Annotated in this window: 13 protein-coding genes; all 13 read left to right on the top strand. The window is 53.2% G+C overall.

Annotated features, from left to right (window positions below; translation table 11 throughout):
- Nucleotides 1-51 precede the first annotated feature (51 nt).
- Nucleotides 52-1737 carry a 30S ribosomal protein S1 gene (gene rpsA, locus LOY31_RS20950; protein WP_007950918.1) on the top strand — a complete coding sequence of 562 codons (1686 nt, stop codon included), beginning with the start codon at nt 52-54 and terminating at the stop codon, nt 1735-1737.
- Between the two features lie 203 nt (nt 1738-1940).
- The gene (locus tag LOY31_RS20945; protein ID WP_007950919.1) at nt 1941-2219 is read left to right on the top strand and encodes a hypothetical protein; all 279 of its coding nucleotides are present in this window, start codon (nt 1941-1943) and stop codon (nt 2217-2219) included.
- 151 nt (nt 2220-2370) lie between these two features.
- A complete protein-coding gene (gene ihfB, locus LOY31_RS20940) occupies nt 2371-2667 on the top strand; it encodes an integration host factor subunit beta (protein WP_003189779.1) in 297 nt (98 codons plus the stop codon).
- A 28-nt stretch (nt 2668-2695) separates the two neighbouring features.
- Complete coding sequence (locus LOY31_RS20935) at nt 2696-2935, top strand: LapA family protein (protein ID WP_085607232.1); 240 nt, start codon at nt 2696-2698, stop codon at nt 2933-2935.
- A gap of 225 nt (nt 2936-3160) precedes the next feature.
- Entirely contained in the window at nt 3161-4237 is a 1077-nt protein-coding gene (gene rfbB, locus LOY31_RS20930) for a dTDP-glucose 4,6-dehydratase (protein ID WP_170929391.1), read from the top strand.
- The gene (rfbD, locus tag LOY31_RS20925; RefSeq protein ID WP_085607228.1) at nt 4234-5127 is read left to right on the top strand and encodes a dTDP-4-dehydrorhamnose reductase; all 894 of its coding nucleotides are present in this window, start codon (nt 4234-4236) and stop codon (nt 5125-5127) included. The genes rfbB and rfbD overlap by 4 nt, the downstream gene beginning before the upstream one ends.
- Nucleotides 5124-6014, top strand: coding sequence for a glucose-1-phosphate thymidylyltransferase RfbA (gene rfbA / locus LOY31_RS20920; protein WP_085607226.1), 891 nt, complete (start codon nt 5124-5126; stop codon nt 6012-6014). The genes rfbD and rfbA overlap by 4 nt, the downstream gene beginning before the upstream one ends.
- A gap of 53 nt (nt 6015-6067) precedes the next feature.
- Nucleotides 6068-6991: a glycosyltransferase gene (locus LOY31_RS20915; RefSeq protein WP_085607224.1), complete on the top strand. Its 924-nt coding sequence runs from the start codon at nt 6068-6070 to the stop codon at nt 6989-6991.
- The gene (locus LOY31_RS20910) at nt 6988-7941 is read left to right on the top strand and encodes an SDR family oxidoreductase (protein WP_085607222.1); all 954 of its coding nucleotides are present in this window, start codon (nt 6988-6990) and stop codon (nt 7939-7941) included. The genes LOY31_RS20915 and LOY31_RS20910 overlap by 4 nt, the downstream gene beginning before the upstream one ends.
- A gap of 401 nt (nt 7942-8342) precedes the next feature.
- Nucleotides 8343-9350 carry a glycosyltransferase family 2 protein gene (locus tag LOY31_RS20905; RefSeq protein ID WP_256578481.1) on the top strand — a complete coding sequence of 336 codons (1008 nt, stop codon included), beginning with the start codon at nt 8343-8345 and terminating at the stop codon, nt 9348-9350.
- Between the two features lie 117 nt (nt 9351-9467).
- Nucleotides 9468-10286: an ABC transporter permease gene (locus LOY31_RS20900; RefSeq protein WP_258712162.1), complete on the top strand. Its 819-nt coding sequence runs from the start codon at nt 9468-9470 to the stop codon at nt 10284-10286.
- A complete protein-coding gene (locus tag LOY31_RS20895) occupies nt 10276-11583 on the top strand; it encodes an ABC transporter ATP-binding protein (protein ID WP_221533136.1) in 1308 nt (435 codons plus the stop codon). Before LOY31_RS20900 ends, LOY31_RS20895 begins: the two co-directional genes overlap by 11 nt.
- Nucleotides 11580-15767, top strand: a complete 4188-nt coding sequence (locus tag LOY31_RS20890) for a methyltransferase (RefSeq protein WP_221533135.1) — start codon at nt 11580-11582, stop codon at nt 15765-15767. The genes LOY31_RS20895 and LOY31_RS20890 overlap by 4 nt, the downstream gene beginning before the upstream one ends.
- The last annotated feature ends 19 nt before the right edge of the window (nt 15768-15786 follow it).

The raw sequence follows: 15786 nt of genomic DNA, 5'->3' as shown, positions 1-15786 counted from the left end.
TCTGGGATGTGGAGACGGGCGTATTTTTCGCCCTAATCAACAGGAATTAAAATGAGCGAAAGCTTTGCGGAACTCTTTGAAGAAAGCCTAAAGACCCTGAACCTTCAGGCAGGCTCCATCATCACCGGTGTTATCGTTGATATCGATTACCAAGCTCGCTGGGTAACCGTTCACGCTGGCCTGAAGTCCGAAGCACTGATCCCTCTGGAGCAGTTCTACAACGACGCTGGCGAACTGAACATCAACGTCGGTGACGAAGTTCACGTTGCTCTGGACTCGGTTGAAGACGGTTTCGGTGAAACCAAGCTGTCCCGTGAAAAAGCCAAGCGCGCTGAATGCTGGATCGTTCTGGAAGCAGCCTTCGCAGCCGAGGAAGTGGTCAAGGGCGTTATCAACGGTAAGGTTAAAGGCGGCTTCACTGTCGACGTTAACGGCATCCGTGCGTTCCTGCCAGGTTCCCTGGTTGACGTCCGTCCAGTGCGCGACACCACGCACCTGGAAGGCAAAGAGCTGGAATTCAAGGTCATTAAGCTGGACCAGAAGCGCAACAACGTTGTCGTTTCCCGTCGCAGCGTCCTGGAAGCCGAGAACTCCGCCGAGCGTGAAGCTCTGCTGGAATCCCTGCAGGAAGGCCAGCAAGTCAAAGGTATCGTCAAAAACCTCACCGATTACGGCGCATTCGTCGATCTGGGTGGCGTGGACGGCCTGCTGCACATCACCGACATGGCGTGGAAGCGTATCAAGCACCCTTCCGAAATCGTCAATGTTGGCGACGAGATCGACGTCAAGGTTCTGAAATACGATCGCGAGCGCAATCGTGTTTCCCTGGGCCTGAAGCAACTGGGTGAAGATCCATGGGTTGCTATCAAAGCCCGTTACCCAGAAAGCACTCGCGTTACCGCCCGTGTAACCAACCTGACCGACTACGGCTGCTTCGCTGAGCTGGAAGAAGGCGTTGAAGGTCTGGTACACGTTTCGGAAATGGACTGGACCAACAAGAACATCCACCCTTCGAAAGTCGTACAAGTCGGCGACGAAGTGGAAGTCATGGTTCTGGACATCGACGAAGAGCGTCGTCGTATCTCCCTGGGCATCAAGCAGTGCAAGTCGAACCCATGGGAAGACTTCTCTGGCCAGTTCAACAAGGGCGACAAGATCTCCGGCACCATCAAGTCGATCACCGATTTCGGTATCTTCATTGGTCTGGACGGCGGCATCGACGGTCTGGTTCACCTGTCCGACATCTCCTGGAACGAAGTGGGCGAAGAAGCCGTGCGTCGTTTCAAGAAGGGCGACGAGCTGGACACCGTTATCCTGTCGGTTGACCCGGAGCGTGAGCGTATCTCCCTGGGTATCAAGCAACTGGAAAGCGATCCGTTCTCCGAGTACGTCTCGGTTAACGACAAAGGCGCAATCGTTACTGGCACCGTGAAAGAAGTTGACGCCAAAGGCGCCATCATCGTTCTGGCCGACGACATCGAAGCGACTCTGAAAGCCTCCGAAATCAGCCGTGACCGCGTTGAAGACGCGCGCAACGTTCTGAAAGAAGGCCAGCAAGTAGAAGCCAAGATCATCAGCGTTGATCGTAAGAGCCGCGTAATCCAGCTGTCGATCAAATCGAAAGACGATGCTGAAGAGAAAGAAGCCATCCAGAGCCTGAAAGCAGCTCCGGAAGGCGAAGCAGCCGACACCACCATGGCGGCACTGCTGCGTCAAGCAATGGCCAAACAGAACTGAGTTCTGTCTGATCATTAAAAAGGGCGACTTCGGTCGCCCTTTTTTGTGCCTGCGATTTGGTGGGTGTCGCGCTCTGGTTGTGCGAGTGAAACCATTCCCTTTGCCGGGTGGTCTGTTTCTTTAATCGGATCAATCGTCTATTCGCGTCTAGGCTTAGTCTGAAGATCGCAGTAGTCGGGCAGGCGCCTGGCATAAGGAAGTGAATGAGCAAATTTATAGTGTTTATAGGTGTCTTGATGTTGGCGGGCTGCACAACGAGCGCCAAGACCCATGCGGTGCGTGGAGTCAGTGGTATCGAGGTTGACTGTTCCGGCTTGGGTTCGGGCTGGGAGAAGTGTCAGAAGCGTGCCGCCAAGGAATGCAAGGGGGCGGGGTATAAGGTGGTCACGCGATCCGATGACGCCCGGGATGAGGATGAGTTTCCCTTTGGCTTCAATCCGGCAGGCTACGTCACCCGAACCATGTTGGTGATTTGTCGGTGAGTGAGCGTTGGCGGGCTTGTCGCCCGATGCCCTGAAAATGGGCGTTTCGGCGAGCGGAAAGATATGTCAAGCCCTGGGCTGTTCAAAATCTTCCGGGCGTGCTAAAACCTTTCAAGCGCTGATCTAGCTGCTTGAAAAAGAAGGGAAAAATATGACGAAGTCGGAGTTGATCGAACGAATTGTCACCCATCAGGGGCTGCTCTCATCCAAGGATGTGGAGCTGGCCATCAAGACCATGCTTGAGCAAATGTCCCAGTGTCTGGCCACGGGGGATCGTATCGAGATCCGTGGTTTTGGCAGCTTTTCCTTGCACTATCGTGCGCCGCGTGTCGGTCGTAATCCAAAGACCGGTCAGTCCGTCAGCCTTGATGGAAAATTCGTTCCGCATTTCAAGCCAGGCAAAGAGCTGCGAGATCGCGTGAATGAAGAAGAGGAGGAGGGGGTTTGACGGTCGCCGTTACGCGAGGAAGCCGCTCATGAGTAATCTCAAGCGCATTTTGTTTTCCGTTTTGATTCTATTGCTTGTATTGGCGATCCTTGCGTTCGTTCTCGAAAACCAGCAATCGGTCTCCCTGCTGTTTCTTGGTTGGGCAGGACCACAACTTCCGGTATCGGTGATTACGGTTGGTGCATTGCTGGTAGGTATGCTGATCGGGCCGTTTTTTGGCTGGTTTCTGGGACGTTCGTCCAGAGCTTCACGCAAGCGTGTAGTGTGATAACGGCAGGCGCAGGGCGTCTGTCGAAATTGCGTCCTTACCTGTCTATATCCATTAGTAAAAGATTCATTAAGCTGTAAAATGCGTCCCTTGTTCGATAGTGGCATATTCCCACATCGATTTAGACTGACTCTGACGGAAGCCACAGGTTTGATGGCTTCTGCATTCATGGATTAGGCAGTGCTCGTTGGTGACACTGTCCGCAGCTCAAGGGTATGGTTTCGCGTGAAAATTCTAGTTACCGGCGGCGCCGGCTTCATCGGCTCAGCAGTCATCCGTCACATAATTTCCAATACCAACGACGCAGTGATCAACGTCGACAAGCTGACGTATGCCGGTAACCTCGAGTCGCTGGCCGAGGTTAGCGGTAATTCACGCTATGCATTCGAGCGCGTCGATATCTGTGATCGTGACCAGATCGACCGTGTTTTGCGTGAGCACCAACCAGATGCCATCATGCATCTGGCCGCAGAGTCTCACGTCGATCGCTCGATTACCGGTCCGTCCGAGTTCATTCAGACGAACATTATCGGCACTTACACTCTGCTGGAAGCTGCTCGCCATTATTGGGCGCAATTGGATGGTGCGCGCAAAGCCAACTTCCGTTTCCATCATATTTCGACCGATGAAGTTTACGGTGACCTTGAAGGCCCTGAAGACCTCTTTACCGAAACCACACCTTATCAGCCAAGCTCGCCTTATTCGGCCAGCAAAGCCAGCTCCGATCACCTCGTTCGCGCCTGGGCTCGCACTTATGGCCTGCCGACATTGGTTACCAATTGCTCGAACAACTACGGCCCGTGCCACTTCCCTGAGAAATTGATTCCATTGATCATTCTCAATGCACTGGAAGGCAAGCCCTTGCCGGTTTACGGCAAAGGCAATCAGGTTCGCGACTGGCTGTATGTCGAAGACCACGCCCGTGCGTTGTACAAAGTTGTGACCGAAGGTGTGGTTGGTGAGACATACAACATCGGCGGTCATAACGAAAAACAGAACATTGAAGTCGTGAACACGCTTTGTGCACTACTCGATGAATTGCGTCCAGACTCCGCTCATCGTCCTCATTCGAGCCTGATCACCTACGTTCAGGATCGTCCCGGTCATGACCAGCGTTATGCAATCGATGCGAGCAAAATCCAGCGAGACCTGGGTTGGACTCCGGAAGAAACATTCGAAACCGGCATCCGCAAGACTGTCGAGTGGTATTTGAGCAATACCCAATGGGTAGAGCATGTGAAGAGTGGCAGCTACCAGCAATGGATCGACCAGAACTACGCAGGTCGCTCGAACAAAGCATGAAAATCCTACTTTTAGGAAAAAACGGCCAAGTGGGCTGGGAGCTGCAGCGCTCCCTTGCTCCAATTGGTGAGTTGATTGCATTGGATCGTCACTCGGTGAGCGGGCTAAGCGGCGACTTGTCCGACCTTGAAGGCTTGCGCGCAACGATTCGTCAGTGCGCACCCGATATCATCGTCAATGCTGCGGCGTACACCGCGGTCGACAAAGCTGAATCTGAAAAAGAGTTGGCTGAGCGCGTAAATGGTTTGGCGAGTCGAGTGATGGCTGAAGAGGCTGCCGCTTCCGGTGCCTGGCTGATTCACTATTCGACAGATTACGTCTTTAGTGGCGAGGGCTCCGTGCCATGGCAGGAGACTGATGCTGTTGCGCCAGTCAATTACTATGGTTTCAGCAAGCTCGCTGGCGAACAGGCGATTATCGCATCTGGCTGCAAATATCTGATTTTTCGCACAAGTTGGGTATATGGCGCTCGCGGCAATAATTTTGCGAAGACTATGCTGCGTCTGGCGAAAGATCGCGGAACGCTCAATATTATCGCTGACCAGATCGGCGCCCCTACTGGCGCGGATTTGATTGCCGATGTGACGGCGTTAGCTATTCAGCAAGTTCTTAAGCGCCCGGAATTAGCAGGTCTCTATCACTTGGCCGCTGCCGGAGAAGTGTCCTGGCATGGTTATGCCAGTCACGTGATTGAGTTTGCCAAGGCGCAAGGTGAAGAGTTGGCGGTAACAGCCATTAACCCAATCGATACAACCGCCTATCCAACGCCGGCGAGCCGACCGCTGAATTCGCGTTTGAATACTCGCAAGCTGCGCGACAATTTTTCTCTACACTTGCCGGATTGGCAAAGTGGTGTAACCCGAATGCTTAGGGAAGTTCTGAACAAATGATCACGACAAATCGTAAAGGCATCATCCTCGCCGGTGGCTCGGGCACGCGCCTGCACCCGTTGACCCTCGGTGTGTCCAAACAAATGCTGCCGATCTACGACAAACCGATGATTTTTTATCCGCTGTCCGTTTTGATGCTGGCGGGTATGCGAGAAATCCTGATCATTTCCACGCCGGAAGATTTGCCGTGCTTCCGTAAACTGCTGGGTGATGGAAGCCTGTACGGGATCAAGCTCACTTATGCCGAGCAGCCAAGCCCGGACGGCCTGGCTCAGGCGTTCATTATTGGTGAAGAGTTCATCGGTCAGGATCCATGCTGTCTGATTCTGGGGGACAACATCTTCTACGGTCAGCATTTCTCGGATAATTTGCGCTCCGCCAGTACCCAACAAAAGGGCGCAACCGTATTTGGCTACCACGTCTCCGATCCTGAACGCTTTGGTGTCGTCGAGTTTGATAAAAGTGGCAAGGCTTTGAGTATCGAAGAGAAGCCGCTGAAGCCAAAATCGAACTATGCGGTCACCGGTCTGTATTTCTACGATAACGATGTGGTCGAGATCGCCAAGAGCATCAAGCCCTCCGAGCGTGGCGAGCTGGAAATCACCGACGTCAACCGTGCGTATCTGGAGCGCCAGACCCTGAGCGTGGAAATGCTCGGTCGCGGTTTTGCCTGGCTGGATACCGGTACTCACGACTCACTGCTTGAAGCCAGTCACTTCGTTCACACGATCGAACAGCGTCAGGGTCTGAAAGTGGCGTGTCTGGAAGAGATCGCCTATCACAATGGCTGGATTTCTGCCGAGCAGCTTAACGCACAAGCGCAAGCACTGAAGAAGACGGGTTACGGTCAATACCTTCAGAAGTTGCTGGACTCGCCGTCTGCCTGATCGAAAGTTCTGACTTTCGCAACGCTATGTTTATCGCTGCAAGCAGGAATGGCATGCCAGTAGAACATCCCAAGGTTGCGATTTTGCTGGCCGCCTACAATGGCATGCAGTGGATCGAGGAGCAGTTGGCCTCGATCCTCGGTCAGGCAGCTGTCGACGTAACCGTTTATATAAGTATTGATCCCTCCAATGACGGTACCGAGGCATGGTGCGCCGATTATGCTGCGCAGCATCCGAACGTAATCGTCTTGCCCGACGCCGGTGCGTTTGGTGGGGCCTCCCGCAACTTCTTCCGTTTGATTCGAGATGTTGATCTTGAAGGCTACGATTTCATCGCTTTTGCTGATCAGGATGACGTCTGGTATCTGGACAAGATCGAGCGCGCTATCCGGTCGATCAAATCTCTTGGCGTGGATGCTTACTCGAGTAACGTAGTTGCGTTCTGGCCTGATGGTCGTAACCAGGTACTGGACAAGGCCCAGCCGCAAACCCGCTGGGACTTTCTCTTTGAGGCTGCCGGACCGGGCTGTACGTATGTCATGAGCAAAAGGATGATGCAGTTGCTGAAGGGCTCATTGTTCAAACATTGGGATGCCTTACAACAGGTCAGTCTGCATGACTGGTATTGCTATGCGTTCGCACGCAGTCGTGGTTTGCGCTGGTTCATTGATCCGCAGCCATCCATGTGTTATCGCCAGCACGAAAGTAATCAGATCGGGGCCAATACCGGTATAAATCCACTGATTGCGCGTTATAAAACTATCCATGACGGTTGGTGGTTTTCTCAGATTCGAATGATTGCGCAGTTGGTGGGTCTCGCCGATGATCCATTCGTCCGGCAATGGCTACCTTTGGGCCGTCGACAATTATTGCGACTGTCGTTAACAGCCGGTGAATGTCGTCGTCGAACCAGGGACAAGCTGTTCTTTTTCTTTATTTGTTGCGCGACTGCCGTGATCGGGAAGAAAACCAAATGAAAGGTGCTCGGGTATTGGTAACCGGGGCGACGGGGTTTGTCGGCGAGGCCGTGGTGTTCCGCCTGCTTCTCGACAAGATCTACACACCAGTTGCGGCTGCGCGTGGCGAAACTCGGTTGAGTGGTTTGTGTGATGTCGTGTCTTTTGATTTGGATGAGCGCGTTTTATTGCCGCCATTGAATAATGTTCAGACGGTGATTCATTGTGCGGCCAGGGTTCATGTAATGAACGAGGGGGAGGCTGATCCGCTTGCCATGTTTCGGCAAATGAATGTGCAGGGCACTGCGCGGCTGGCCCGTCATGCGGCAGCGTCCGGGGTGAAGCGCTTCATCTTTGTCAGTTCGATCAAGGTCAATGGCGAAGAGTCACCCGCCGGGAGGCCATTTACCGCAGCCGATATTCCCGCGCCTGTTGATCCTTACGGTATTTCCAAGTGCGAGGCAGAGGAAGTCGTGCGTCAAATCGCACTGGAAACCGCAATGGAGTTGGTGATTATTCGACCGCCTCTGGTGTACGGGCCGGGTGTCAAAGCCAACTTTCTAAGTATGATGCGCTGGTTGCAAAAAGGATTGCCACTGCCATTGGGGGCATTGGGCAATCGCCGCAGCCTGGTGGCAATCAGTAATCTGGTGGATCTTTTGGTGACCTGCATCGATCATCCAAAAGCAGCCAATCAAACGTTTCTGGTAAGTGATGGCGAAGATCTTTCGACCACTCAATTGCTTCAAAGGATGGCGAGTGCCCTGACTGTCCGAGCGCGATTGTTGCCCGTGCCTCCGTTTGTTCTGCGCCTTGGGGCGGCTTTATTGGGTAGGAGAGCCTTGGCTCAACGACTCTGCGGCTCGTTACAGGTCGATATGGAAAAGACGCGCACAGTGCTGGAGTGGACGCCGCCCGTCAGCGTGAGCCAGGCACTTCAGGCCACTGCCAACCATTTTCGGGAGCGCTAAACGGGTCGGTATTTTTTGTGGATGTCACTTTTCCGCTAAGGCTTGCTCGATAAAGCATGGCCATTGATCTGACCCTCGAAGAATTGGCAGATTGCCACCCTTTTGCCAATTAGGGCGCCTTGATACCCTACGCAGCCCAAATCAGTACGCCTTGGCAGGATTTTTCCGGCTCAAGGCAACATTCAGATTACTCTTTTCATACCATGACCACCGCCTTGTGCTGTTGAAGGTGGTGATGTCACTGGGCTATCAAATTGGTATGACTTATAATGGCAAATTTTTCGCTGTCGGGAGCGGTCCATGAGAGGGGCATGTGATTTTCATGCTGCCAAGGCTGTACCTCTTGATGTTGAGCGAAACGACATCGTCATTATTTTATCTTCAATGCAATGGAGTGCTCGGTGGTAGCCCCTCTTCCACAATTTGATCAGACAGGCGAGCAGCCTGGCAGCGGTTCTGACGTTGGTATTCACGGTCATGAAACGCAACCGGCCCGCGTGACGATTCTGATGTGTACCTACAACGGTGAGCGCTTTCTCGCACAACAACTGGATTCGATAGCTCGCCAGAGTTATCGCGAATGGACCGTCGTTGTTTCTGATGACGGTTCTACCGACGCGACACTGGATATTCTGCGCCAGTACAGCTCGATCTGGGGAGAAGGCCGACTGACCATTCTGCAAGGGCCCAAGCGAGGGTTTGCGGCTAACTTCATGTCCGTTGCCTGCGATGCGCCCGTGCAATCGCAATTTTATGCATGGGCCGACCAGGACGATATCTGGCAAGCCAATAAACTTGAGTCTGCCGTAAAGGTATTGGAGGCGCTGCCGTCCGGTCTTCCGGCGTTGTATTGCGCCCGGACCGAGTTGATTGGTGACTCGGGAACGGTCATCGGTCGCTCGCCACTATTTTCTCGCCCCGCCAGTTTTGCCAATGCACTGGTACAAAGTCTGGCCGGGGGCAATACCATGGTATTCAATCATTTGGCTCGGGACGTGCTCTGTCATGCCGGCAGCCAAGTGGATATCGTTTCCCATGACTGGTGGGCCTATCTCCTGATTACCGCGGTGGGTGGCAAGGTCGTCTATGACGCCTCGCCTTCCATTCTGTACAGGCAGCATGAAGCGAATCTGATTGGCGCCAACTCTGGAGTGCGCGCACGGATCATGCGCTTGCGGATGATGTCTACGGGTCGCTTTCGTGACTGGAATGACAAAAATATCGCTGCACTTGAAACGGTTCGCTCACGCTTGAGTGCAGACAGCCTGCAGACCTTTGAGCAATTCAAGAAAGCCCGTGATTCAAAAGGATTCGGCCGTTTCGTCTGGCTCTACCGCGCGAAGGTCTATCGGCAGACGTGTTTGGGTAATCTTGGGCTGATGCTGGCCGCGGTGCTCAACAGAATTTGATGCCATCATCGTGCAGGGCGGGACGTGAAAATTGCTCCGTGGCGTCCTCCCGGTATCTCAACAAGAGAGTTTTTGTATGAAGTCTGTCTCCCTCGATTTATCTCAGGTGTGTGCATAATGCTTAATTTTTCCACGTCGCCAAAGGAAATGGTCAGCAGTTTCTGGCGTAATCGGAGCCTGATCGCGGCGCTTGTACAGCGAGAAGTCGTTGGGCGTTACCGTGGATCGTTCATGGGGATTCTCTGGTCGTTTTTTAACCCCGTGTTCATGTTGGTTGTCTACACCTTTGTCTTTAGCGTCGTTTTCAAGGCACGCTGGAGCGGCGGAAGTGACTCGAAAACCGAGTTTGCACTTATTCTGTTTGCGGGACTTATCGTCTTCAACTTTTTTGCGGAGTGTTTCAATCGAAGCCCGATGCTGATTCTCTCGAACGCCAACTATGTGAAGAAAGTTGTGTTTCCATTGGAGATCCTTCCCTGGATCACAGTCGGTTCGGCGCTCTTTCATATGGTGATCAGCCTGACTGTGTGGCTGCTGGCCTATTTGATACTGTTTGGCACGCCGCACCTGACCGTCCTGTTGTTCCCGTTGATTATCCTGCCGTTGATGCTGATGATCATGGGTTTGACGTGGGCCTTGGCGTCGCTCGGCGTCTACTTGAGAGATGTCGCGCAATTCATCGGCATCCTGACCACCGTCCTGATGTTTCTGTCGCCTATTTTTTACCCTGCCAGTGCGCTACCTGAGAAGTATCAACATCTACTGATGCTCAATCCGCTGACGCCTGCAATCGAGTACGCCCGGGACATTCTGTTTTGGGGAAAGCTGCCTGACTTTACCGTATTGGGCATTTATCTCGCCGGCTCGGCGTTGATTGCGTGGCTTGGATTCGCCTGGTTTCAGAAAACACGAAAAGGATTCGCCGATGTCATCTGAGGTCGCTATCAAAGTTCAAAATCTCAGTAAGTGCTATGAGATTTACGACAAACCGCGCGACAGACTGCTTCAGATGCTTAGTCGCGGGAAGAAAAAATATTGCCGTGAGTTCTGGGCGCTACGCGACGTTTCCTTCGAAATTCGCAAAGGCGAAACGGTCGGTATCGTTGGTCGCAACGGCAGTGGCAAGTCCACCTTGCTGCAAATTCTTTGCGGTACGTTGAATCCAACCAGTGGTACGGTTGAAACCCATGGCCGGATCGCTGCATTGCTCGAACTGGGCTCCGGATTCAATCCCGAGTTCACTGGACGCGAGAACGTCTACCTGAACGCCTCGATTCTGGGTTTGAGCAAAGAAGAAATCGACGCAAGATATGACGCGATCATCGAATTCGCGGACATTGGCGATTTCATCAATCAACCGGTCAAGACATATTCGAGCGGTATGTTGGTGCGACTGGCGTTTTCCGTTCAGGCGCAAGTAGAGCCCGATATTCTTATTGTCGATGAAGCGCTGGCAGTGGGGGATGCAAAATTTCAGGCCCGTTGCTTTGATCGGTTGAAAAAGCTCAAGGAAAACGGCACGAGCATTCTGCTGGTAACGCACTCCAGCGAACAAATCGTTACGCACTGTGACCACGCCTTTCTTTTGAACAACGGTGTGCAGCTCGCTGAAGGCGAGCCGCGCATGGTCGTCAACCGTTACCTTGATTTGTTGTTCGGCAAGACTCAGCAATCGACCTCTGTCGAAAGTGCAGAAGCGTCTGACGAGTTGGCAGCGTATCAAACGCCTGAAGGCGGCCTCGATGTATTTGAAACGCATCCGAACTACAACCCGAACGAATATCGTTGGGGTGACAGATCGGCCACTATCATCGACTTCCACCTGAGCGCAGGAGGGCTTGAGTACCCCATTGCCCTGGACACTGGCGTGCAGATCAAACTATCGGTATTTGTACGTTTTGATACTGATCTGGTGTGTCCGATTCTCGGGATGACGATCAAGACCAAAGAGGGCGTTACCCTCTATGGCGTAAATAGTGAAACGCTGGATTGCCTGGAATTCAGAACGTGCGGGCGCAAGGGCGAGATCGTCGAAGTTGAGGTACTTATATCTTGTGATCTGGCCCCAGGTGACTACTTCATTTCTGTCGGAGTGTCGACCAAAGATGGAGAAGAGGTTACTCCCCGTGACAGGCGTTATGATTCGATCCACTTCCAGGTTCGTCCGACTGACAAATTTTTTGGGCTTGTAAATCTGGACTCCAGCATTCGTGCCAAGAAGGTTTCAAATTGAATATTTTATTGAAACAAGCGGGCTATCAGCTTAATGACGAGCTCAACATCTGGTCGAGGCCGGATTATTCGAGCATCAACTACAGCGATGGTGATAGCACCGAACTGCGCATAAAATTCTTGATCGATCAGGCCAGTGACGTCAGTGTTTTTTCTGATGAGCTGCGAAGATCGTGCACCGATTGGCCATCGCTTTATTACCTCTCAAGTACCCGTTCGAACTTGTTGCGGGTGTTCGATGCCGATCTGCGTGGCGATGTGCTCGAGATCGGTGCCGGTTGTGGTGCAATTACCCGGTATTTAGGTGAGCAGGGCGGCAGAGTGCTGGCGCTGGAAGGTAGCTCGCGTCGCGCCAGCATCGCCCGTGCACGCACCCGAGACTTGCCAAACGTCTCGGTTCTGGCTGAGTCGTTCGAGAATTTCAGCATTGATACCCAATTCGATGTCATCACCCTGATCGGCGTTTTTGAGTATGCCAACCTGTTCGTATCGGGTGATAACCCGGGTGCGAGAATGCTTGAGAAAGTTCGCTCACTGCTTAAACCTGACGGTTTGCTCATCATCGCGATCGAAAATCAGCTCGGCTTGAAATATTTCGCCGGAGCGCCTGAAGATCACGTGACGACGCCGATGTACGGTGTCGAGGGGCGCTATAACAGCGCTACCGTGCAGACCTACGGGAAAAAAGCTCTCGCGTCGTTGTTGGCGACAGCCGGGTTTACCTCGAGTGAGTTCTTTGCGCCATTTCCCGATTACAAGTTGCCCGTTTCGATCATCACCGAACAGGGGTTCAAAGATCCTGATTTCGATGCCAGTGCATTCGCATCGCAAAGTGTACAGAGAGATCCGCAATTGCCGGATCTGTGCACCTTCTCACTGGAATTAGCCTGGTCGCAGATTTTCAGGAACGGCTTGGGCATGGACATGTCCAACTCCTTTCTTGTAGGTGCTTCGCCGGTCTCGCGCAGCGCAGTCGACCCGCAGACCCTGGCGTATCATTACAGTTGCGATCGACGCTCGATGTACTGCAAACGTTCGGAATTTCGTCGCGATTCCGAAGATGCGATCAATGTGCATTACCAAAAACTCGGAAAGACTATCGATGAGGGTGAAGGGCAATCGCTCGTCGCTTTTAATCTTGCTGCGTCCGAGCCTTACATCAATGGTTATGTGCTTGGCACTAAGCTGATCGATATAGTCAATGCCGAGGGCTGGACTTACGCAGGTATCGGCGTCTTCCTCAAAAATTATCTGAGCATGCTAAACGTGCTCTGTGATAACGCCGAGAGCCAGCCGGGTGAGGTGTCGGGAGCGTTGATCGATGCGGTCCCGCAAAATATTGTGATTGATCTGGACGGTCGTCCGCAGTTGATCGACAAAGAGTGGACACTCAACACGAATGTTCGCTACGAGTACCTGCTGTTCAAAGCGCTAACGCAGTTGCTGGGTTCGATTACCCGTATCAGCAAGGGGGCAGAGGCTGGCCCGGTTACACGCAAAGACTTTGTGTTCCGAGCTTGCGAAGCCGCCGGGTACCCACTTTGCGAAGAAGATGTGGAAGAGTTTCTGGCCATCGAGGCGCAGATTCAGAATGCGATTAACGGCCGAAGCCCGAGTGAATTTACGGCGTGGGGCGAAGATCGATTGATTGTCGAAGACAATCTGTTTTCTGCTTTCAGCAGTTCGCAGATTGCATTGGCTCAAACCCGTGAAGCGCTTGCAAGCGCTGTCACTGACGCCAGGCAGAAAATCGAAACGCTGAGTGCAAAACTGGACCAACGTGAAGCTGACTATAATCAAGTCATTAACTCCAACTCTTGGTTCATCACTAAACCTGTACGCTTCCTTGTGCGCTCGTTGCGGCAGGGGAAAGGCGTGTTGCGCAGCAAAGTGGAGACTTCCAAGCAGGCGCTGACGGCCTATCTGCGCGGCCAGGAAGCCAATCTGCCACAGCCGGTTGACGACGTAATTGAAGCGCCTGTCGCGCGGACTCGCTCGGTCAGCGTCATTCTGCCAATCTATAAAAATGTCGAAATGACTCGTCGCTGCATCCTTGCCGCGATGCCAGGGATTATTGCTTTCGACTCCAAACTGGTCGCGATCAATGATGCGAGCCCAGATGCAGGCATGCAGGCCATGTTGATCGAATTGCAAATGCAATGGCCGCAGGTGATGACCGTTCTCGAAAACGAAGTCAATCTTGGCTTTGTCAAAACCGTCAATCGCGGCATGCGCCATGCCAGCCAGGACGATATCGTTTTCCTTAACAGTGATGTCATCGTGCCTGTTGACTGGCTGGAGCGGCTGACCGCTGAGGCTTACATCGCGCCAAACATCGGTACCGTTACACCGTTTTCCAACAACGCGACTATTTGTAGCTTCCCGGCGTTTCTTTACGAAAACCAGCCAGCCTTTGGTTTAAGCGTCGAGCAGATCGATGCTGTGTTTTCCGGCCCGCGTTTGCCGGTCAGCCAGGCACCGACAGGTGTAGGTTTCTGCATGTACATTCGCCGCGATTGTCTGGATGTCGTGGGGCTGCTGAACGAGGAAAAGTTCGGCAAGGGTTATGGTGAAGAGAACGATCTGTGCCAGCGCGGGCTGAAAGCCGGTTGGCTCAACATCGTGACCCCTAACCTGTATGCATTTCATGAGGGCGGGGTCAGTTTCTCCTCTTCCAAGCAGGCGTTGACCGAGCATGCAACCAAGGTCATCACCGAGCTGCATCCGGATTATCACTTGGATATCCAGAGGTTCATCGCAGCTGATCCGCTGAAAGCAGTACGGGTAAAACGTCTTGCGCAATTGATCGCATCGTTGGACCGGCCAAAGGTCTTGCACATTTCGCATGAGGCTGGAGGCGGTGTGCAGCAGCATCTGGACGAGTTGGCAGACGCTCTTGAGTCCGATGTTTGCTGCCTGTTCCTGGCGCCTCGTCGTGGCCAGTCCGCCGTTACTTTACGGATGGGGAGTTTTCCGGGGGCCGACGAGCTTCTTTTCCAGTTGCCGGAAGAGCACAACCTTTTGGTCGAGTTCTTGAAGGGCTGTGGTGTCGGCTTCGTGCACTTCCATCACACGCTCGGTCTGAATTCGCAACTGGTTCAATTGCCCGCTGAGTTGGGCGCTGAATATGCATTGACGGTTCATGATTATTACTGGCTATGCGGCAACCCTACACTGACCGATGCGCAGGGCGTTTATCCAGGCAGTTATGCCGACGACATCGTCAATCCTGACTTCCCTCTGCCGGATGGTGTATCGCCGGCACAATGGCGTGAGCAATTGCGCGGCTTTATCGACGGGGCGAAAGCGGTAATTTTCCCTTCGGCGTACACCCTCGCCAATTATCGACTCAACTTCGAGTTGCGTAACGCTGTCGTTGCAGGTCACGTAGAGCACAAACGCAATATTGGGCAGGGTGTCGCGGCGGTCGCGCAAAAGATCCGCTACAACGTGGGCGTTATCGGTGCTCTTGGTAAAGAAAAGGGTGCCGATTATCTGGAGCAAGTGGCGGAGGCGGCAGCGACGGTCAATGCACCAATCAACTTCCGGCTGGTCGGTTTCGGCTACAGAGAGTTGGGCGGTGTCCTGACTACAGGTCGTTACGATGCCAGTGAGCTGTCTTCCCTAATGGCCGCAAATGAGTTTGATGTCGTCCTGTTTCCAAGTCAGTGCCCGGAAACCTACAGCTATACCCTCAGCTATGCGCTGGAAGCCGGGTTGCCAATTATTGCGCCAAACATTGGGGCATTCCCGGAACGATTGTCCGGACGTGAAAACACTCTTGTTTATGATTATGGGCTTGAGCCAGCCGAGTTGATGCGGCGAATCAGCGAGTTTGTGAAAAGGCTCGCTGCCGGTGAGCAGTTGACTGCGCCTGTCGTGGACACCCACCTGCAGCAGCCAGCGTTTTATAGCGTTGATTACCCGGCCTTATGCGGCGTCGGCAGTGATAAGCACAGCAAACCAAAAACCGGTTTCGAACTGCCGAAATTCTCGGCCCCGACAACTGTGTATGAGGCGCCGCTGACGACTAAGGAAATCGCGCTATTGGCCATCTGGACGCTTTACCGCCATCCGCGCATGGAGCGCATCAGCCATGCGGTGCCTTACTCACTACGGCAAAAAATCAAACGCGTGCTGAGCAAGCGTCCGCTGCATGAGATCGTGGATGTGAACAAAAACTGATGCAGTGCGCCCGCCTGGC

This window comes from Pseudomonas sp. B21-021 (genome assembly GCF_024749205.1).
GTDB lineage: Bacteria > Pseudomonadota > Gammaproteobacteria > Pseudomonadales > Pseudomonadaceae > Aquipseudomonas > Aquipseudomonas paraglycinae.
Note: the sequence above shows the minus strand (reverse complement) of the source record. Positions and strands in the feature narration are given on the sequence as shown.